At 49.9% G+C, this 20,095-nt stretch carries 15 protein-coding genes; 7 read left to right on the top strand and 8 right to left on the bottom strand.

The features are described from left to right. Positions 1-5 precede the first annotated feature (5 nt). The 3 genes from mnmA (at position 6) to FSU_RS06215 (ending at position 2,541) form a co-directional block, all read left to right on the top strand. Complete coding sequence (gene mnmA, locus FSU_RS06220) at positions 6-1,073, top strand: tRNA 2-thiouridine(34) synthase MnmA (RefSeq protein WP_014545615.1); 1,068 nt, start codon at positions 6-8, stop codon at positions 1,071-1,073. Positions 1,074-1,093: 20 nt separating this feature from the next. After that, the gene (locus FSU_RS16070) at positions 1,094-1,582 is read left to right on the top strand and encodes a hypothetical protein (RefSeq protein WP_014545614.1); all 489 of its coding nucleotides are present in this window, start codon (positions 1,094-1,096) and stop codon (positions 1,580-1,582) included. Positions 1,583-1,740: 158 nt separating this feature from the next. Then, a complete protein-coding gene (locus tag FSU_RS06215; RefSeq protein ID WP_014545613.1) occupies positions 1,741-2,541 on the top strand; it encodes a hypothetical protein in 801 nt (266 codons plus the stop codon). A 31-nt stretch (positions 2,542-2,572) separates the two neighbouring features. Here FSU_RS06215 and FSU_RS06210 read toward each other — a convergent pair whose 3' ends face one another. Together FSU_RS06210 and FSU_RS06205 are read right to left on the bottom strand one after the other, a co-directional pair. Continuing rightward, a complete protein-coding gene (locus FSU_RS06210; RefSeq protein ID WP_014545612.1) occupies positions 2,573-3,343 on the bottom strand; it encodes a tetratricopeptide repeat protein in 771 nt (256 codons plus the stop codon). A gap of 13 nt (positions 3,344-3,356) precedes the next feature. Next, positions 3,357-5,180 carry a BatD family protein gene (locus FSU_RS06205; RefSeq protein ID WP_015731846.1) on the bottom strand — a complete coding sequence of 608 codons (1,824 nt, stop codon included), beginning with the start codon at positions 5,178-5,180 and terminating at the stop codon, positions 3,357-3,359. 669 nt (positions 5,181-5,849) lie between these two features. Between FSU_RS06205 and FSU_RS06200 the strand changes: the two genes are divergently transcribed. The 4 genes from FSU_RS06200 to FSU_RS06185 all read left to right on the top strand — a co-directional run bounded on the left by FSU_RS06200 (position 5,850) and on the right by FSU_RS06185 (position 13,204). Next, the gene (locus FSU_RS06200) at positions 5,850-7,823 is read left to right on the top strand and encodes a 4-alpha-glucanotransferase (RefSeq protein WP_014545610.1); all 1,974 of its coding nucleotides are present in this window, start codon (positions 5,850-5,852) and stop codon (positions 7,821-7,823) included. Between the two features lie 90 nt (positions 7,824-7,913). After that, positions 7,914-9,173 (top strand): glycoside hydrolase family 13 protein, encoded by a 1,260-nt coding sequence (locus FSU_RS06195; protein WP_014545609.1) that lies wholly within the window; start codon positions 7,914-7,916, stop codon positions 9,171-9,173. Positions 9,174-9,458: 285 nt separating this feature from the next. Beyond that, on the top strand, positions 9,459-12,071 hold the full coding sequence (gene secD / locus FSU_RS06190; protein WP_014545608.1) for a protein translocase subunit SecD: 2,613 nt from the start codon (positions 9,459-9,461) through the stop codon (positions 12,069-12,071). A gap of 200 nt (positions 12,072-12,271) precedes the next feature. Further along, the gene (locus FSU_RS06185) at positions 12,272-13,204 is read left to right on the top strand and encodes a magnesium transporter CorA family protein (protein ID WP_014545607.1); all 933 of its coding nucleotides are present in this window, start codon (positions 12,272-12,274) and stop codon (positions 13,202-13,204) included. A gap of 76 nt (positions 13,205-13,280) precedes the next feature. Here FSU_RS06185 and FSU_RS06180 read toward each other — a convergent pair whose 3' ends face one another. The 6 genes from FSU_RS06180 to FSU_RS06155 all read right to left on the bottom strand — a co-directional run bounded on the left by FSU_RS06180 (position 13,281) and on the right by FSU_RS06155 (position 19,987). Then, positions 13,281-13,973: a hypothetical protein gene (locus tag FSU_RS06180; protein WP_014545606.1), complete on the bottom strand. Its 693-nt coding sequence runs from the start codon at positions 13,971-13,973 to the stop codon at positions 13,281-13,283. Between the two features lie 125 nt (positions 13,974-14,098). Continuing rightward, the gene (locus tag FSU_RS06175) at positions 14,099-15,103 is read right to left on the bottom strand and encodes a polyprenyl synthetase family protein (protein ID WP_015731845.1); all 1,005 of its coding nucleotides are present in this window, start codon (positions 15,101-15,103) and stop codon (positions 14,099-14,101) included. Continuing rightward, a complete protein-coding gene (gene gyrB, locus FSU_RS06170) occupies positions 15,104-17,044 on the bottom strand; it encodes a DNA topoisomerase (ATP-hydrolyzing) subunit B (protein ID WP_015731844.1) in 1,941 nt (646 codons plus the stop codon). It abuts the gene before it with no gap. A gap of 21 nt (positions 17,045-17,065) precedes the next feature. Then, a complete protein-coding gene (locus FSU_RS06165; RefSeq protein WP_014545604.1) occupies positions 17,066-17,389 on the bottom strand; it encodes a DciA family protein in 324 nt (107 codons plus the stop codon). 18 nt (positions 17,390-17,407) lie between these two features. Further along, positions 17,408-18,193, bottom strand: a complete 786-nt coding sequence (locus FSU_RS06160) for an MlaE family ABC transporter permease (RefSeq protein ID WP_014545603.1) — start codon at positions 18,191-18,193, stop codon at positions 17,408-17,410. A 9-nt stretch (positions 18,194-18,202) separates the two neighbouring features. After that, positions 18,203-19,987: a S41 family peptidase gene (locus FSU_RS06155; protein ID WP_014545602.1), complete on the bottom strand. Its 1,785-nt coding sequence runs from the start codon at positions 19,985-19,987 to the stop codon at positions 18,203-18,205. Between the last annotated feature and the right edge of the window lie 108 nt (positions 19,988-20,095).

Below are 20,095 nucleotides of genomic sequence, written 5' to 3'. Positions count from 1 at the left end.
GCGACATGTCTAAAACGAGAGTCGCAGTCGGCATGAGCGGTGGCGTGGATTCGTCCGTTGCCGCTCTTCTTTTGCAACAGCAGGGTTATGAAGTTGTGGGCGTGACGCTCCGCGTTTTGCCTGATGTCGATAGCGCCTTTGATGTTGAAAACGACCCTAGTGTGGTCCGTGCGAAGATGATTGCCGAAAAGCTTGGCATAGAGCATCACGTGGCGAATTGCTCCGACGCTTTTACGGGTGAAGTCCTAAAGCGCTGCCATGCGGACTTTTCGCATGCACGTACGCCGAACCCTTGCTGCTATTGCAATCGCTTTATCAAGTTCGGCTGGATGATGGATTATGCCAAATCGCTCGGCGCCGAATTCTTGGCGACAGGGCATTACGTGCGCATCGAAGAAGTGAATGGTGTGCGCAGGCTTTTGCGCGGTCGCGATCCGGGCAAGGACCAGAGTTACTTTTTGTTCTGGGTTCCCGATGAACGCCGCAATCATGTGCTCACGCCGCTTGGAACGTACGTGAAAAGCGAAGTGCGCGAAATCGCCGCGCAGAACGGTTTTGTGAATGCCAAGACGGGCGACAGCCAGGACATTTGCTTTGACATTTACGGTTCGCAGTACACTGAATTTTTGAAGGATCGCTTTGGCGAGATGACGCGGCCGGGCCGCTTCGTGGATGAAAAGGGCAAGGTGTGGAATACGCACGATGGGTTCCATAAGTACACGGTCGGTCAGCGCAAAGGTCTGGGCGTGGCCATTGGTGTGCCTGCGTTTGTGAAGCATGTAGACCCGGAAACGGGCGACATTCTGGTGACAGGCGACAAGTCGTCGGTTTGCTTTGACCGCGTGGAAATGGTGAACTGCGAATGGCACGGCGGTGTGCGGGAGGTCGGGACGACGTTCCGCGCCGAAGGCATGGTGCGTTACCGCCAGCGGGCGGTCGGCTGCGAAGTTACCATTGTTGATACGAATAAGGCGGTCGCCGTCTTTGACGAACCACTCTTTGCCGTGACTCCTGGCCAATGTGCCGTCTTTTACGATGGCGATATGGTGCTCGGCGGCGGCCAGATTGTGTAATCTTTGTTTTTAGATGCAATATGAACCGATATGTTGTTATTGCTTTAATATTTGCAATATCTCTACTTTTTGTCGGATGTGCTTCTAGTTACGAGATGTGGGTTTCCGTATCCGATGGCAAAGGGGACTATTCCATTTATTGCGATGGAAAACAGGTTTGTCCGACAAGCGATTATTGCCGATTTAAATCTTCAACAAGTGAAGATGCGATTTATCTGGAAGCACGAAAAAATGAAATAGTTTACGGCAATTTGTGGGTAAGTCGCGGCGAGTCCTCATATCATTTTAATGCCGGCTTGTTGCGCTATTGGCCGTTCTTTTCGGATGGTAGGGGGAGCGGTGGTGTTGTAACGACGTTGTTCTTTTTCGACATGATTATGCTTCCCGTAGCTGTCGTTACAGCTGTCGTCCCCACAAAAGAATATGGAAAATTCCCTACGGAAGTAACCATTCCTATAACGCGAAATGATTCTACATGGGTTAGTCCCTGGGACAAACCCTTCAAGTAATTACTTTACAATCCCGACTTCGCTGAGCTTTACAAAACCGCGTTTTTTTTCGCTGAGGCGGATTTCTGCAAAGTTGCCTTGTTCACCGATGACTTCGAAGCTTGTTTATTTATATTTATAAAAGGTTATAAACATTTTTTTGAGAGAGAAGTGTGTTTATGAAAAGATTATCTATAGTCTCTTTGATTACTTCATTGATGTTTTGCGCATGCTCCGATGACGGAGATTCTAGCGTAAATTTTGCTCCGACTCTCACGAGCACTTCGTCCAGTTCGCTGATAAGTTCGTCCTCGGATGTTGCGTATTCTGAAACCGATAATCCTGTTAGTTCGTCAACAAATGATGTTTCCTCATCGTCTGTTGAAACGGCTTCGTCATCATCAGAAAGTGCAATTTCTTCATCTGCGGGAACTGATCAACCAACATTTTCAAAATACATATCTCAGTTTGCCGCGCCTGGCGAAAGTTCCGTAAGTTTTGATAGTCATGTGTTGGCGGTAAATGCATATAGTATTTCTAGTAAATGTGCCGATGTTATGGTTCGGTTAGATGAAGAAGATGATATGATTTTTTTGAACTCTATTTCTGAAGAGAGCATTGCAGAATGTTTTCCCAAGACTGCGCCACTTTTAAAAAATAAGTTTTCGTCTAATGTGAAATTCTATGCCGTTCTTGTTGAGGTTGGGGCTGATCCTTTGTTTGTTATACTGAATAAATTAACAAATGATGAAATGAGCTTTGTTGAAGTACACCCAGGTGGCAATGGCTGCATTTTGTCCACATGGGTGATAGAAACGATTTTTTTGATTGCAGATTCGGATGGAATTATAAAAGATGGAAAAATGCCTCCTTATACAGGCAAGCTTTTCCGAAGTGAAATATGGAAATGTGAAGATGAAGGACGTCGCATTCCTTCCGTAAAAAACTTTGGAGAATGGTATAGCGATTCTTTGCTGTAATCTAAGTTCTGCCTACTGCGGCTGAGCCGCATTACTTCACAATCCCGACTTCGCTGAGTTTGACGAATCCGCGGATTTTTTCGCCGAGGCGGATTTCTGCAAAGTTGCCTTGTTCACCGATGACTTCAAAGCTTGTGCCTTCGGAGAGCGTGTTGAGCGTTTGAGATTTGTCGCTCGGGGCGCTTGTCACGTCGGCGCTTGAGGCTGTCACGACGCCCGTGATGTCCGTTTCGAGCGTGTACATCTTGTAGAGAGCGCTTGCGCCAATTGTGCAGAGGATAACGCTCATGCCGAATACGACTCCTGTGCAGACGTTCTTGCCTCGGCTGCCGTTCACGAAACGGCGGGCGAGAATCACGAGTGCAATTGCCCAGAAGAGTACGAGCGAAATGTTCATCTGGCTCTTGAGCGAAAGCGCGTGGTGCAAGTCCATCAAACCTTCGAGAATCGGGTTCTCTTCTTCGTCGCCTTCCTTGTCGCGGGTCTTAGTCTGCGCGAAATTCAGGTTGTGCTGGATGTCGTCATCGCTTGGGTGCAAACGGAGTGCTGACTTGTAGTAGAAAATAGCAAAGCCGAGTTTCCCGCTGCGGTAATAGGCGTTACCCAGGTTGTAATAGAGGTCCGCATTGACGATGCCTTCGTCAACGCATGTGCGCCATTCGTCAATGGCACGTTCAAAATCGTTTTCGTTATATGCCTTTGTGCCGGCATCGAGACCGTTGCATTTGTCGGCAGCGCTTGCTGCGGAGGTGAGGATGAGCGCTGCGGCGATTGTCAAAATAATCTGCTTAAAGTTCTTCATGTTTTTACCGACGCTACTTGAGTTTTTCGAGGCTTTCGCAGAGCTTTTCGACATCTGCGAGCATTTGGGACTGTTCTTCGGTCGATGCAGTGACCGGAGCAAAACGCACAAACGAGCATTTTTCAAGCCAACTGTTGATGGCTTCAATCGTTTCTTCCTTGACGCCGCGCTTTGAAAGTTCCTGCTTCATTTGCGGGCGGGTCATGCCCTTGAATTCGACGTTCGTCAAATTGCTGAGGTAATCGATAAGTCCATTTTCTAGTGCTGCAAAGAAAGCCTTGCCGTCACCGTTCTTGAGGGCTGTGCGGGCGTTTGCGAATTTTTCCTTGAGGAGCTTGTTTGCCTTGCCCTTGCGGACGAGAGCTGTGTTGCTGTTGCGCTTACGCTTGCGTGTGATGGCGAAGTTCACAATCAGGTAGAACGGAATTGCCGCAGCAAAGAGAATCCAGAACAATACGCTCCTGTGCGGGGCTGCCGTTTCGGACTTGTCTGTAATCGGGTGGATAAAGCGGATGTCGCTGCCTAGGAATTCAATTTCTTGCTTTTGAACGACAGGAGCCGAGGTGCCAGTGCCTGCGGAAACCGGAGCTTGGTAAACGGGTTCTGCGGGGGCATCGCTCTTTTCAACTTCAATAGTCCACGGGCCTGCCGAAGCGGTTTCGTACTTCTTTTTAGCCGGGTTGAACCAGGAATAGGTAATGGCCGGGATTTCGAAAGTTCCCTTTTTCTTCGGGTAGAGGAAAACCTTGATATCCTTTGAGGTAATGACCTTGTTGCCCTTGACCTTCTTGTTGATGCTGTTTTCGGGCGGGACGGAGCGGAATTCACTAAAGTCGGGGAGTTTCGGGTCCGTGATGGTTCCTGGAGTGCCATCGCCCTTGATGCTAATCGCAAGAGTCAATGCTTCGCCGACCTTGAGATTTGTGCGGTCAAAGTTGGCACTAAAGCTGTAGTTACCGACCATTCCCGAGAAATCGGCAGGCTTGCCTTCGGTCGGGAGTGGGAGAACGGTAATGGAAAGCGGAGCGGTGGAGGTTTCCGTTTCGATGGATTCCTGCTTTACGCTACGGCTGGAGAATGACATGCCGCCCATTTGCTTCTTTTCTTCGACGACTTTGGGTTCACCGAGCTTGGTGTACTTGAACTTGAAAGACGGAATTTGGAGTGTTCCGCTCTTGGTCGGGCTGAGCCAAGCGTATTTGGCGGATGCCTTCATTTCGCGACGGGCGCCTTCGACTGGCTTGAAATCCAGATTTGAGAGGTCATTACGGTGGACGATGAAATCGTTGCCGGTGCTCATGTCGGTAGCCTGGAGGCCGCCCTGGAAATGCTCAAAAGTGTGGAGGCTGAGGGTGACGCTGAACTGTTCACCTTCGTAAATGGACTTTTTGCTCGGGGTAAGGCTTACGGCGAGTGCGTCGTCGTTATAGGAACGCTGCACGCTGACCGGGATTTTGCTACTGATGGTGTTGGCTTCGCCGCCAATCATCCAGGTAAGCGTTCCGAGGTCTTGTGTACCGGTCTTTTTCGGGGCTTTAATCTTGAAAGAATAGACGCGGGCTTTGTAGGCTCTTCCGCCACCGCCGAAAAACGAGTTGAAAATATCGTCCATGTCCGGGCGCATCACCTGGTCGGCACTGTCGAGCCCGAGGAACTTAAAGTTATTGCGTGTTTCGAGGCGGAGCGCGCCTCTGTTCTGCGGCAGTTCCTGAATCGGAACGATGAACTGCAAATTGAATGTCTGACCCGCTTCGATGCGGTCGCTATCGACTTGAAGAGATGGCTTTGCGTTTACAAATGCTGTTAAACCGAGACATAAAAGCAAAAATCGTTTCATAGCCCATAATTTACCAAATTTCCACCCCGGAGATTGCAATATATATAGAACAATCGCAAGAATTGTGTTATTTGGGTGCAGGGCGAGGCCCAATTTTGCGGGTGTAACAGTCCTAAAAACGGTTTCGAAAAATTTTCGCGAAATCTATATTTTTCACCCTTGAAACGTTAGTAAAAAATTATTATCATTGGCGCCGTCAAAAACAAGGAGTCTAAACAATGTACTGCATTCTCGCCGCCCTCTTGATTAAGAGCTTTAAGAAATACGCAAAGCGTGCTTAATCGAAAAAGATTTTTCTCTCTCCAACTAACGAACGCGACGCCACGGAATTTCCGTGGCTTTGCTTTTTTTAGGGGCTTAAATCGTTCAAGGTCGGCGCCGAATTTTGTTATGGACGAAATGTCCAAAAAAGTTGCCGAAATATATACTAAAATACCTTGACGTGTTAGTAAAACTTTGTTAATATTGGCGCCGTCAAAAACAAGGAGTCAAAATAATGTACTGCATTCTCGCCGCCCTCTTGATTAAAGAGCTTTAAGAAGTACGCTAAGCGTGCCTAATTCTATAAAGAACGATTAAGAATAAGAATTGGTCTCGGGTTTCCGAGCCTTTTTTTATTTGCTAGCAATTTAAAAGATTCTTTTACAAAATTAGAGTTATATTTGAAGCATGCGATATGGTGATTTAACTTCCTTTCAAACCGGCGTAGCCGTTCCCCTTTTCAGTCTTCACAGCAAGCACAGCATTGGCATTGGCGAATTCCTGGACTTGATTCCGTTCGCCCAGTGGGCCAAGTTCTGCGGATTCAATATCATTCAGCTTTTGCCTGTAAACGATACCGGCTCCGAGCCGAGTCCTTACAGTGCCCGCAGCGCATTTGCCTTGAACCCGGTGTTCATCAACGTGCAGTCCGTCGAAGGCGCTACCGTCCTCGAACATGAAATCGAAAAGGCTCGTGCGCAGTTTGCTGGTATTGAACGAGTTGATTATTACCGCATTACCACGTGGAAGCGCGCCATCCTCCGCAAGATTTTTGATAACCAGTATGATGTCCTGAAATCTTCAAAGAAGCTCCTGGCCTGGATTGACAAAAACTCCTGGGTCAAGTCCTATTGCGTCTACTGCACGCTCAAGGCTCAGAACAACGAAGCTAGCTGGAAGGACTGGAAAAAGTTCCAGAACCCCTCCGCTGCCGATGTCGACAAGCTTTGGATGAAGAACTACAGGGACGTGCTGTTCCAGGCTTGGATGCAGTACACTGCCGAAGGCCAGTTTACCGCCGCCGTGAACGAAGTCTCCAAACTCGGGCTCCGCTTGAAGGGCGACGTGCCTATCCTCATCAACGAAGACAGTGCCGACGTGTGGTTTGACCGCAAGTACTTCTCGCTTGCCGACCGCGCTGGTGCGCCTCCTGACATGTTTAGCTACGGTGGCCAGAACTGGGGTTTCCCGACTTACCGTTGGGACGTACTTGAAGCCGATGACTTCGGCTGGTGGCGCCGCCGTTTGGCTCAGGCTAGCAAGTTCTATCACGCCTACCGCATTGACCACGTGCTCGGATTCTTCCGCATTTGGGCAATTCCTGAATCTGAATCAACGGGTATCTTGGGCCGCTTCCAGCCGTCCATTCCGCTTACATGGGATGTGCTCCGCAATGCGGGGTTCTACCGTGAAACGCTTGAATATTTGCGTCGTCCGAACTTCTCTGTGGACCAGTTGCGCGAATTCCTCGGCAGCGAAACGGACAGGCTTATCTCTCTGTATTTTGAAAATTTGCCGGGAAAGTTCGACCGCTTTGTCATTAAGCCGGAATACTTGTCGGAACGCGCAATTCTTTCGCTTGACGAACCGCAAGAAGTCAAGGATTCCATGCTCCGCGTTTACTGGAACCGCGTATTTATCCCGACGGGTGACGAAAATACGTTCTACCCGTACTGGTACTGGTACAACCAGCCGGTGCTCTTTACGCTTCCGCAGAATGAACAAGATAAACTCCACGATTTGATTGGCCAGAACGAACAGGCTCAGAATGCTCTCTGGGAACAGAATGCCATGAAGCTTTTGTCTGTACTCGCCAACGAAACGGATATGCTCGTTTGTGCCGAAGACCTTGGCGCCGTGCCGCCGTGCGTGCCGACTGTGCTCAAGAAGCTCGATATCATGTCGCTGCGCATTGAACGCTGGGCCCGCAACTGGAATGTTCCGTATTCTCCGTACTACAGCATGGACGAATACCCGCGTCTTTCCGTTTGCACGACGAGCTGCCACGATACTTCGACGCTCCGCGGTATGTGGGAAGAACCTGACTTTGACAAGGGCTTCTACTGGTCTCACGCCGGTTTGCCGGGTGTTGCCCCTGAAAAGCTTACGCCGCCGGTGGTGCACGATATCTTGTCGCATGTGTTTACTGCAAATAGTTTGTTCTGCATACCGCCAATCCAGGACTACTTTGCACTTTCGGCTTCGCTTTCTGATTGCGACCCGAAGGAAGAACGCGTCAACATTCCGGGAACGGTCGGTGGCAAGAACTGGACATATCGCACACCGTGCAGTGTCGAGGACTTGCTTGCCAATGCGGGCTTGATTTCGGAGATTAGCAAACTTGTCGAAGAACGTAAGTCCCGTGCTCTCTGGAAAATATAGTTGGTAGATCTTAGACCGCTTCGCTCTTAGAACTTAGAAAATGCAGTATTCTAAGTTCTGCCAACTAAGTTCTAAGTTCTTACAATTCCTATGACATTTCCCAATTGGACCAAGGACGCTGTTTTCTATCAGATTTTTCCGGACCGCTTTTGCCGTAGTGCAAAGTACAAGGCGGTCGGAAAGTTTGTGGATTGGGATTCGCTCCCAACCCGTGAAAACATGTTTGGCGGAAATCTTGCGGGCATTAGCGAAAAGCTTGAATACATTGCATCGCTTGGCGTGAATGCCATTTACCTTTGCCCGATTTTCAAGAGCAACTCGAATCACCGCTACCATACGGTTGACTATTTTGAAATTGACCCGGTTTTAGGGACGCTCAAGGATTTTGACAAGCTTGTCAAGAAAGCGCACAAGCTTGGACTTCGTGTGATTCTGGATGGCGTGTTCAACCATTGCTCGCGCGGATTTTTCCAGTTCAACAGCTTGATGGAACTCGGCAAGAATTCCCCGTACGTGGACTGGTTCCATGTGCATGGCTGGCCGCTCCATGCATATTCGGGCAAGCCCAATTACGATTGCTGGTGGGGGTATCCTGCACTCCCGAAGTTTAATACCGACAATCCCGATGTTCGTGATTACCTTTTCTCGGTGGGCGAGTACTGGATGAAGCGCGGCATTGACGGCTGGCGCCTCGATGTTCCGAACGAAATTGATGACGATAGCTTTTGGCAGGAATTCCGCCGCCGCATCAAGGCAATTAACCCGGAGGCGTATATTGTCGGTGAAATTTGGGACGAGCCTTCGCGCTGGTTGCAGGGGGACCAGTTTGACGGCGTGATGAATTACCCCTTGCGTAAGGCGGTGCTTGCGTACCTCTTTGATGAAAAGTCGATTGCACTTGCCGAGTTTGCAAGGCGCTTGCAAGATGCATTCCCGGACGGTCGTTTTGGCGTGCCGATGAACTTGCTCGGGAGCCATGATACGATTCGCTTGGCGTCACTTCCATGCTCAAATTTGCAGCGGGTGAAGCTTGCGCTTGCGCTGTTATTCTTTTTGCCGGGTGCTCCCTGTATATATTATGGTGAAGAAATCGGCATGTTGGGCGGTAAGGATCCTGATAATCGCAGAGCATTCCCGTGGGATAAATTCCCGGAAATGCAGAAGGCGCCTGTCTATGATTATTTAAAGGGTTTGATTGCGCTCCGCAATAAGGAGCGTGTGCTGCGCGATGGCTCGCTCAAGATTGCTTATAGTTCAGGCCGCCTAGAAATTGTCCGTACCCTCGGCAAGAAGAAATTGACGCTTGCGGTTTCGCCGGCGACGCCGGACCCTACGTTTGAGATAAAATAAGCCGGGCGTTACGGGCTGGCGTTTGAAGCCCGTAGTGAAGGGGTGATGGAAGACCCGTAGGGGCTGCAATCAGGGGGATTCTTCCCCCTTTTATAATAATACGAGGCTTTCAAGGTGCTAATCTTTCGTCTTTCGTCTTTGCACATGTGCTAAATGCTAGGCTCAATCATGTCAAAAAACAAGTTTTTTGCCGCGATATTCGCTTTACGCATTTATCGTCTTTCGTCTAAATTTCTAAATTTGACCCCGCAACTAGTATGTTTAATGCCTTTTAAGGGATTACAAATGAATAAACATAAATTCGGCTTCCGAGAAATTATCATTCTCCTAGTCATCATTCTTTCAGCCATCTCTGTATGGCCGTCTATCCAGGTTCACTCCAAGAAGGGTGAAGCCAAGCAGGCTTTCCTTAAGGAAAATCCGAAACTGAGCTCTCGTTCTGTCAACTTCGGTTTGGATCTTGCCGGTGGTACCAGCATTACGCTCCAGATTGATCAGTCTGGCCTCAAGGATGGCGACGATATCAAGGATATCCAGGCACAGTCTCTTGAAATTATTCGTAACCGTGTTGACCAGTACGGTCTTTCTGAACCGCAGATCTCTCCGACCGGTGACGACCGCATTGTCGTTGAACTAGCTGGCGTGGATGACTCCACGGCTAAGGCTCTCGTGGGTTCCACGGCAAAGCTCGAATTCAAGATTCTCGCTGAATCTGAAAAGTTTACGCAGGTTGTTGGCCTCATCGACCAGTACCTCACTCGCCAGACGACCGACATCATTGCTGATTCCGCTAAGACGGATTCCGTCAAGACTGATTCTGTGAAGAAGGAAGCCTTGTCTGATGAAGAACTCCTTGCTGGTGGCGTTGCAAAGGCTGAAACCGCTGAAAAGAAGGATTCCGCTGTTGCTGAAGCCGCTCCGGCAGACGTGGTCGGCCAGTCCCTTTCCTCTTTCTTCATCTCTTACGGCAATGGCGGTTTCATTGCTGAAGAAAGCGTCGAAAAGGTCAAGAAGCTCCTCGCCACTGAAGGTGTCCAGAAGCTCATTCCGCGCGATGTTGCTTTTGCTTTCGGTAGCGGTCTTGAAAAGCTCCGCCGCGATGCCAACATCAAGGCCAAGCGTCTTTACCTCCTCAAGCGCCGTGCAGAAATGGGCGGTGACGATATCACGGATGCTCGTCCGTACCGCGTCAGCGATGGTATGAGCGCCGGTGAAGTTGCCGTGAACCTCAAGTTCGGCGGCATCGGTCCTAAGAAGTTCTCTGCTGTTACTGCTGCTAACGTCGGCAAGCAGATGGCCATCGTTCTCGATAACCAGGTCATCAGCGCTCCGGTCATTCGCGACCGTATCCCGAATGGTGAAGCTCAGATTACAGGTCTCGACGACATGGCCGAAGCTAACCGCCTCGCTGTCGTTTTGAAGGCTGGCGCTCTCAAGGCTCCGATGCAGATCATCGAAAGCCGTAGCGTTGGTGCAACTCTCGGTGAAGAAAACATTGTCCAGGGCTTCGGTTCCGGTGCTATCGGCCTCTTGCTCTGCTTGGTGTTCATGGTGGCCTACTACCGTCTCGGTGGTTTCATCGCAAGTATCGGTGTGATGATCAACGCCCTCGTGACTGCCGCTGTGATGTCCGTGTTCAACGCTACGCTTACTCTCCCGGGTATCGCAGGCTTCATTCTCGTCGTCGGTATGTCTCTCGACGCAAACGTGATTATTTACGAACGTATCCGTGAAGAACTCAAGAACGGCCTCACTGCTCGCGCTGCTGTGGCCAAGGGTTACGAACGTGCTTTCAGCGCCATCTTGGACTCCAACTTGACGACTGTTTTGACGGGTCTTATTTTGTACAAGATTGGTACGGGTTCTGTCAAGGGTTTCGGTCTTACACTTACGATCGGTATCCTCACTTCTCTCTTCTGCGCTATCACGGTTTCTCGTGCAGTTCTCGATTGGAGACTTGCAAAGCGCGACAGAACGACGCTCTCTATCGGTTCTGGCTTCAAGGCTTTGAACAATGCTAACCTCCCGCTTATGAAGAATCGTGGCAAGTTCAAGGTTCTCTCCTGGATCCTCATTATTGCAAGTATCGCTTGCATCGCAGTGAAGGGCTTTGACTTCAGCATCGACTTCACGGGTGGTCAGGTCTATACGATCCAGTATCAGGATGACGTCAAGCATGAAACCGACTTGAATAAGGCTTTGAGCAAGGCTGGCATCCAGGGTGCTCGCGTCCGCTCTCTCGGCGGTACGTCTGCTAACTCTTACCAGATTAGCGTTCGCGGCGATGACACAAGCTTTGAACTCGCTATGGCAAAGGCTTTCGAAGCCGCAAATCAGAAGTGCCAGATCGTTGCTAAGGACGCTGTCGGTCCGACCATCGGTAAGGAACTCCGCTTCAATGCTATTTTGTCTGTGATTATCGCATGGCTCTGCATTGCCCTCTACGTTTGGTTCCGATTCGGTAAGCTCGGCCTTGGCTTCGGTGTTGCCGCTGTGCTTGGCCTTATTCACGATACCATCATCACGCTCGGCTTCATCTCGGCATTCAGCCTTTCTTTCGATGGCGCCTTGATCGCTTCGCTCCTCACGATGATTGGTTACTCTGTCAACGATACCATCGTGAACTTCGACCGTATCCGTGAAAATACCGCTCTCTTCGGTTCTGCTAAGTACGAACAGACCATCAATAGCTCTTTGAACCAGTGCTTCAGCCGTACGGTGATTACCTCTCTCACGACGCTCTTCGTTTGCGTGGTTCTCGCTGTTAAGGGTGGCTCTTCCATCCGCGACTTCGGTCTCGTTCAGTGCTTCGGTATCCTCATCGGTACTTACTCTTCTGTGTGCGTCTGCTCTCCGATCGTTCTCTGGTGGAGCAAGAAGTTCAAGAAGGGTGTGTAATTAGGCGAGAGTACGCCGCTTAGGTTGGTGAGCCTGCCGAACCACGCGGCTACAGACGAAAGACTAGAGATTTGCCCCGGCTTAGTGCCGGGGCTTTTCTGTTGCTATTATCTGCTGTTTTTAATAGCTTTTCTTTCTTCTTCGGGTTTTCGCACGTGGTCTTTTTTACTATATTGCCCATGTTCGATAAAGGGGGCGGTATGCTCAAGTATTACAAAATCGAATCCGGTCGTCTCTCAGTAGCTCCGAACGAAGAAGCTGCTGACATCGTTATGATGGGTTCTTTAAGCCAGGAACAGCGCAGCATCCTTGTTAAGGAATATGAGATAACGGAACATACGATTGCCTCCGCATTTGACTCGGACGAACTTTCCCGTATCGAATACGACGATGATTTTACGACCATCGTGTTTAAGAAGCCCAAGAATTATTCTGCCGAAGATAATTTCCAGTTCCGCGTGGAATCTTTTGGCATTTTCATTTTCAAGGACTGGGTCTTGCTCCTTACGGACAGCGACATCCCGGTGATGGATGAACGCAAGTTCTCGAAAATCGATAGCCTGAATACGTTTGTGCTCCGCGTGCTGAGCTTTGCGATTGCACACTTCAATGAACACTTGAAGATTATCAACCGCATCAACGACGACTTGGAACTCCGCCTCAATACGTCGATGGAAAACAAGTATTTGCTCTCGATGTTCAGCTTGAACAAGGGCTTGATTTACTACGTGAGCGCCTTGAACAGTAACGATACGCTGTTGCGCAAGTTGCAGCTTGGCCGCAGCCTCAACTGGACCGAAGCTGAACGCGAACTCCTGGAAGATATCCAGATTGAAAACGGGCAGAGCCTGCAACAGGCAAACATCTACGCCAACATTTTGACATCCATGATGGATGCGCGCGCAAGCGTAATCAACAATAACGTGAACCAGTTGATGAAGAACCTCACTATCGTGACGATTTCTATTTCGCTCCCGACGTTCTTCGCAAGCTTGTTCGGTATGAACGTGAAGCTCCCGTTTGGCATGAACGGCGATGCGACTGTCGGCTCCCCGGTGGCGTTCTGGATTATTATCGCAATCTGCTTCCTTTCTGTGTTTGTCTTCTTGGCCGTTTGGATGCGCAAGAAATAATTTTGCGCTTGGCGCATGTCCCCGGAATTACTAGTTACAAGAAAACGCGACCGTTGTGGTCGCGTTTTTTGATGGTTTAATTCAGAATTGGAGTCTCTTCGAGACTCTTTTTCACAAATTCAGCAACGCATTTTTCCCAGTGCTTACGGTGCATGGCGTATGGGAACTTGTTTCGGAACGCCTCATGCCCAAAGGCGACTCGTTCACCGGACTGGTTGTAGATGGCGTAATCGGCAAAGAACCAGAGGCCTCTATCGATGATGACGTTTCCTGAATTTTTAATGTAGCTAGAATCAAGTGCGCTACCGAATAAATAATTTGAATTGCTATAAGCCTGGTAGACGTATGTTTCTTCTTTGCGGCTGAAGCCTGCATTTGAAATGGCGATGTAGTAGCCTTCATTCATGTTGATCGTTGACGGCTTTGGAATGTTGAATTCCGTTGTTCCGACCGAATCGTGCTCAATGCTCATGCCTGCAATGTTGACTTGCTTAAAATCCAAATTAATAGAATTGTGGGTGAGGCTGTCGTAATTTTTTTGAAGCTCCGCTTTGTACCAGTCCGTGAATTTTTCGGAGTATTCTTTTAAGTCGTCCTCAAGGTCATCTATGTTGTCAACAAAAGGTTCCGTGAAGACTATGGTAATTTTTGTAGGTTTTTCTGTCCAGGTTGGGTTTATAGAAACTGTTGGATTGTTTTGTGCGCAGCCTATAAAGAATAAAGCTGAAAACAACGCCAAAACGGCAAGCCCCCAAAGCTTGTTTTTCATGTGGTCTCCTTCTTTAGCCCCATAACACTTGTAAAGAAAATAATATAAAAGACAACGTTTGGCACGTTGTCTTTATTAGAAAGCGTTGTAAAAAGCGAATTACAGTCTACTGCGGAGATGCTGCCTTAGTTCCCTCGGTCGCTCATGCTTGCAAACATGGCGGTGATTTCTTCGGTGAAGTTGCTCTTCGGGAACTTGTCAGCAATGGCGAGCGCTTGTTCCAAGTGTTCCTGGGCTTCGGCCTTTGCCTTCGCAAAGCTTTTCTTTGCAAATAGGCGATCCTGAATCTTTTCAGGAATACCTTCTGCTGAAGCCTTTGCGATAAAGCCTTCCATTTCGCGGCGTTCTTCAGCCGTGCAGTCCTCAAAGTAATAGAGGAGTGGCAACGTGATGAGTCCGTTCGAAAGATCGGTGAACTTAGCCTTGTCCATGTTCACGGAGCCATAGCCGTAGTCCAGCAGGTCATCAATAATCTGGAATGCGATGCCAAAGTGCGTTCCCATCTTGGCACATTCATCAACCATGGGCTGATCGAATCCTGCCAAAATGCCGCCAATGCGTGCTGCGGCGTCAATGAGCGCGGCGGTCTTTCCGTCAATGATTTCGTTGTAAGACTTGCGGGAAAGACTCATGTCACCGCAATGGTCTAGTTCCATAATTTCACCAATGATGAGCTTGTCAGCGGCATCAGAGATGATGACAGGAATGTTGCGAGCTTGTTCGTCAATGACGCAGCGCATGGACTGCGAAAGCACATAGTCACCGATCAACACGGCTACTTGCGTACCCCATTCGCGGTGGGCCGTCTTTTGGCCGCGGCGGACGTCTGTACCATCAATGATGTCGTCGTGGACGAGGCTTGCAAGATGCAAAAGTTCTACGGCTGCGCAGGCGTGCGCAACACGGTCAATGTCCGGTTTCTGAGCACCGCAATTTGCGAGCAGGCAAAGGAGTGTTGAACGGATGCGCTTGCCTTTGCGGCTAAAGAGCGTTACAAGGCGATCGCTAATCCCTGCGGGGGCGTTCTTTGCCACCTGCATAATGACTTGTTCCGTCTTGTCAAGCTCGACTTTTACCAAATCGCGAGCCTGTGATAGAACAGCTTTGAAGTCGGCTTTCGTCGGACTCATTTAAATATCCAAATCGTTCAAGACTTTATATGCGTTCGTTTCGATGAACTTGCGGCGCGGTTCCACGTCTTCGCCCATGAGCATGCTGAAAATCTGGTCGGCAAGCACACTGTCTTCCACATGGCACTGCTTGAGGAAACGAGTCTTCGGGTTCATTGTCGTGTCGTTCAGCTGTTCCGGCGACATTTCGCCCAAACCTTTGAATCGGGTAATCGCGACATTCTTCTTGTCTTCGATTTCGGCCATGACCTTGTCTTTTTCGTTTTCGTCGAACAAGTAGCGTTCCTTCTGCCCAATCTTGAGTTTGTACAGAGGAGGCATAGCGAGGAAGATATGTCCTGCATCTATCAACGGACGCATGTAGCGGAAGAAGAACGTCAAGAGAAGTGTCTGGATGTGAGAGCCGTCCACATCAGCATCGGTCATGATGATGATTTTGTCGTAGCGGAGCTTTTCAATCTTGAATTCCGTACCGATGCCAGTACCGATAGCGTTCACCAGGTTCTGGATTTCTTCGGTATCGAGCACGCGATGGAGGCTTGCCTTTTCGACGTTCAAAATCTTACCGCGGATCGGGAGGATGGCCTGGAATTCACGGCTACGGCCCATCTTTGCGGAACCACCTGCAGAGTCCCCTTCCACGATGAACATTTCGCATTCCTTCGGGTCGCGGCTGGAGCAGTCGGCGAGCTTGCCCGGAAGGCCGCCGCTTTCGAGAACGTTCTTGCGGCGGGCGAGTGTACGCGCGCGGTGGGCTGCTTCACGAGCCACGGCGGCGTTGTAAACTTTGTCCAAAATGATCTTGACGGCAGCCGGATTTTCCTGGAAGTATTCTTCGAGCTTGGCGCCGAATGCAGATGCCACGTAACCAGCGATTTCGGAGTTGCCGAGCTTGCGCTTGGTCTGGCCTTCGAACTGCGGCTGAGAAACCTTGATGGCGATAACGGCAGTAAGGCCTTCACGAATATCGTCCGAGGTAATCTGCGCTTCTTTCTTGCCCTTCGGCATGTCCTGTGCGAACTTACTGATAACACGGGTGAGGGCCGTCTTGAAGCCCGTTACATGCGTACCGCCATCGTAAGTATTTACGTTGTTGACGAAGCTGAAGAAGTTTTCCTGATAACCGTCGTTGTACCACATGGCGACTTCGAGCGGATATTGTCCGTCGGGGAGAACCAAGTGGATCGGTTCTGCAAAAAGCGGAGTGCGGTGTTCATCGACGTAGCGCACAAATTCAGAAACACCACCGGGGAAGCAGAATGTATCGGTCTGCTTGTGTTCCGGATCGCGTTCGTCCGTGAGCGTCAAGCGAAGACCGCTCATGAGGAATGCGAGTTCGCGGAAACGCGTGGCGAGCGTGTCGTACACGTAAACGGTTTCGGAGAAAATGGTATCATCCGGATAGAATTCAACGGACGTACCGGTCGTTCCGTCGGATTCTCCGATGTCGACCTGCGGGCCGCACGGAACACCGCGTGCAAATTCCTGACGGACAACGCGGCCATTGCGGCGCACGGTCACGATAAGCTTGTTAGAAAGTGCGTTCACGCAGCTCACGCCCACACCATGCAAACCGGCGGAAACTTTATAAGAGCTATTGTTGAACTTACCACCGGCGTGGAGCTTGGTCATCACGACCTGGATGGTACCAACCTTTTCCTTCGGGTGGATGTCGGTCGGAATGCCACGGCCGTTGTCGGTGACGCGGATGCCGTTACCCGGCAAAATGGAAATTTCGATATGGTTGCAGAAGCCAGCCAAAGCTTCGTCCACTGAGTTGTCGACCACTTCCCAAACGAGGTGGTGGAGCCCGCGAATATCGGTGGAACCAATGTACATTGCAGGGCGGACACGAACTGCTTCTAGACCTTCGAGAACGGTAATGCTTGAACCGCTATAATCTGCTTCCGCCTTCTTTACTTCTTCTGTTTCTTCTGCCATAATTCCTCTATTAAACCCCTCTTAGACGAATCGTATTCCTTGAATAAAAGGCTTCCCTAAGAGGGTATTACACTTACCAATAATAGCTTTTTTTTGGAGATTCATTTCGAACTTTAACGCCGAATTAGCGACCTTGAGTACCAATATATTTTTGTCAATTTTCTCAGGCTTTACATGGCCTACCAGGAGGGGGCCTACTACCTCTGAAAACCGCTCCGAAATGGTCTTAAAGTTGATATCTTCGGTGATATGGTTCTTCTGGAGAACACGCTCTAAAAGGACTTGAATGTCCTGAACTTTGTTCCCCGTATAGCTCTTGTTGCTCGTGCGTTTTGTTTCGAACATTTGTACAAATGTATCGCGTTAAACAAGCAGCAATTTGGAGAGGGTGAACCCGCCAATAAGGATGCTTGTCATGCCGGCAACCACGGTTGCCTTGGTGCTCTTGCCCACGCCTTCTGCACCGCTATGGGTAAAGAAACCGAAGAAGCAAGCGTAACTCGAAATGAAGAATCCATAAAGTGTAGCCTTGATAAGGCCCACGACCAAGTCCCAGTTCTGGTAGAACATGCGCACACCGTAAAAGAACACGGACCACGAAACTTCCTTGTAGAGGTGGGCGACTTCGTAACCGCCGACAATGCCGATAAAGATGCTCAAAATGGTCAAAACCGGAAGCATGATGACGGTTGCAATCAGTCTTGGCGCAAGCAAGTATTTGTAAGGGTTAAGTCCTAATACTTTATATGCATCGAGCTGTTCCGTGACTGCCATTGTGCCAAGTTCCGAACACATCGAAGCGCCGATACGGCCTGCAAGAACCATCGCCGTAAGGATCGGACAGAGTTCCACCATCACGGATTTGCCGACAGCCATACCGACAAACATCATGGGAATCATGTCGCCAAACTGGTAGGCGAGCTGCCAAGACATGATGGCGCCTGTAGCAAGCGAGGCGGCGAACACCACGGGGATACTTGTGATACCTACGTGGTGCATCTGCTCAACAGTCGTGTGCAAGTTGGTGAAGGCTCCGGGAATGTTCTTGAACAGTTCCCAGATGAACAGCACGTAACCCACTACCTTATTGAGGAAGCGTCTTACGGCTCGTCCAAGTCCTTCGGCAATCTTGTTTATTAGCAAAATCAATTTGAACCGTTATTTCTTAGGCTTTGCTGCGTTTTTCTTCTGCTTCGGCGGAGCGCTGATGGCCTTCTTGTAAAGCTGAGTGTCGCTCAGGTACTTGATGGCTTCGTTTAGCTGCTTGTCGCGCTTGAGAGAAAATGCCGTGCTGACGGAGTCGTTCACGAATGCCGTCAGGAGTTCACGCTTGATGCCGTCCTTGATGTAGTCCTTGTTGGCTTCGAACTGGGCATCGCGGTTGTCTTCAAGAGCCTTGCGCATTTCGTTGATACGCTTCACGAGCGTGGAATCAGAAATAGTCTTAGCACTGTCGCCCATGTAATTCTGTTCGCGGATGATGCTCTTTTCAAGCTGGTCTACGCCAACGAGTGCGTTGCTCTTGACCTTCATGAAGTTCGAGTCCTTCTTGCAGAAGGCCTTGAACTGTGTAAAGAGGGAATCCGGAACGACCCATTCGGAGTTCACCTTGACTTGAGCCTTTTCAAGGCTCGGGCGAATCTTGACTGCGAACTTGAAGTACATGGCCATGCGTTCCTGCACCTGGACAACCCAAGGCATCGGGTCAAGTTCCACGTCGACGTCCGGCTTAATGCCACCACCGCCAAACATCATACGGCCGTTGTTCGTGTAGAACGTGTCGCGCTTGGCTGTGTCTGCCTTCACGGAGTCGGTCTTGGCGACATCTTTTTCTTCATCTTCGTATTCTTCGTCTTGCAGGGTGAGTCCCTTGATGCCGTTTTCAGGCTTGTTGATGCAACGACCGAAGGGGAGGTAGTAGAAAGCGGTTGTGAGCTTGAGGGCGTTGCCCTGGTTGTCGAGCGGGAAGATTGTCTGCACGGAACCCTTACCGAACGAGGTCTTACCGACGATCAAGGCGCGGTCCCAGTCTTGTAGTGCGCCAGAGACAATTTCTGCTGCACTGGCGGAACCCTGGTTTACGAGAACGACCATCGGAACTTCGGGCTTGACAAGCGGAGTTCTGCGGGCGGCACTTTCAGTCTTCTGGGTGCGGCCGCGGGTGCTGACAATGACGTTACCCGGCTTGAGGAAAAGTTCACTGATTTCAATAGCCTGGTTCAAAAGTCCACCCGGATTGTAGCGCATGTCGAGGATGAGCTTCTTCATGCCCTGCTTCTGGAGGCTACGGATTGCATTTTCGACATCGCTTGTAGTCTTGTCGCTAAAGGTGGCAAGCTTGATGTAACCGATGTCCGGTGTGACCATACCATAGTACGGAACGGCGTGGACGATAATTTCTGCTCTGGTAATGGTGTAGTCCATGAGGTCGGGAACGCCTTCACGTTCAATCGCAACCGTCACGTCCGTGCCGATCTTGCCGCGGAGCTTGTTAACGGCATCGTCAAGCGACATGCCCTTTGTTTCTTTGCCGTCAATTTTGCGGATGCGGTCGCCAGCGCGGATGCCGAGCTTGAATGCCGGCGTGCCGGAGAGCGGCGAAATAACGGTGAGGATGTTGTCGCGGAGGCTGATGGTAATGCCCACGCCACCGAACTTACCTTCCATGGAAACGCGGAGGCTTTCGTAGTCCTTGGGGGCGAACACCGTTGTGTGCGGGTCTAGAATGTTTCTGATGCCATTGATGGCTGCGTCCGTGAGTTCAGTCGGGTTTACGTTTTCAACGTATTTGCGGTTGACTTCGGAAAGCACCTTGTTCAATCGTGAAACTTCGTCGTAAAAATCTCCAGGAGGAGTTTTCTTGTCGGTAGCGGCGTTCGCGATGCAAAGCGCGGACAGCGTTGCCATAAATACAGAGCGGAAACTAAAAGGTTTAAACATCATGCTCTAAAAATACAATTTCCTATAAAAAATCACCACCTTATAAGGAAAAACCGGCTATGAATAGCCGGTTTTTTTACGAAAGGAGAGAGTATGAAACTTGTTAGGAGC

The sequence above is a fragment of the Fibrobacter succinogenes subsp. succinogenes S85 genome, from assembly GCF_000146505.1.
Classification (GTDB): domain Bacteria; phylum Fibrobacterota; class Fibrobacteria; order Fibrobacterales; family Fibrobacteraceae; genus Fibrobacter; species Fibrobacter succinogenes.
Note: the sequence above shows the minus strand (reverse complement) of the source record. Positions and strands in the feature narration are given on the sequence as shown.

Bases quoted from the DNA above. Each gene is read 5' to 3' on its own strand.
- mnmA (WP_014545615.1), top strand. From the start codon at position 6: ATGTCTAAAACGAGAGTCGCAGTCGGCATGAGCGGTGGCGTGGATTCG.
- FSU_RS16070 (WP_014545614.1), top strand. From the start codon at position 1,094: ATGAACCGATATGTTGTTATTGCTTTAATATTTGCAATATCTCTACTT.
- FSU_RS06215 (WP_014545613.1), top strand. From the start codon at position 1,741: ATGAAAAGATTATCTATAGTCTCTTTGATTACTTCATTGATGTTTTGC.
- FSU_RS06210 (WP_014545612.1), bottom strand. From the start codon at position 3,343: ATGAAGAACTTTAAGCAGATTATTTTGACAATCGCCGCAGCGCTCATC.
- FSU_RS06205 (WP_015731846.1), bottom strand. From the start codon at position 5,180: ATGAAACGATTTTTGCTTTTATGTCTCGGTTTAACAGCATTTGTAAAC.
- FSU_RS06200 (WP_014545610.1), top strand. From the start codon at position 5,850: ATGCGATATGGTGATTTAACTTCCTTTCAAACCGGCGTAGCCGTTCCC.
- FSU_RS06195 (WP_014545609.1), top strand. From the start codon at position 7,914: ATGACATTTCCCAATTGGACCAAGGACGCTGTTTTCTATCAGATTTTT.
- secD (WP_014545608.1), top strand. From the start codon at position 9,459: ATGAATAAACATAAATTCGGCTTCCGAGAAATTATCATTCTCCTAGTC.
- FSU_RS06185 (WP_014545607.1), top strand. From the start codon at position 12,272: ATGCTCAAGTATTACAAAATCGAATCCGGTCGTCTCTCAGTAGCTCCG.
- FSU_RS06180 (WP_014545606.1), bottom strand. From the start codon at position 13,973: ATGAAAAACAAGCTTTGGGGGCTTGCCGTTTTGGCGTTGTTTTCAGCT.
- FSU_RS06175 (WP_015731845.1), bottom strand. From the start codon at position 15,103: ATGAGTCCGACGAAAGCCGACTTCAAAGCTGTTCTATCACAGGCTCGC.
- gyrB (WP_015731844.1), bottom strand. From the start codon at position 17,044: ATGGCAGAAGAAACAGAAGAAGTAAAGAAGGCGGAAGCAGATTATAGC.
- FSU_RS06165 (WP_014545604.1), bottom strand. From the start codon at position 17,389: ATGTTCGAAACAAAACGCACGAGCAACAAGAGCTATACGGGGAACAAA.
- FSU_RS06155 (WP_014545602.1), bottom strand. From the start codon at position 19,987: ATGATGTTTAAACCTTTTAGTTTCCGCTCTGTATTTATGGCAACGCTG.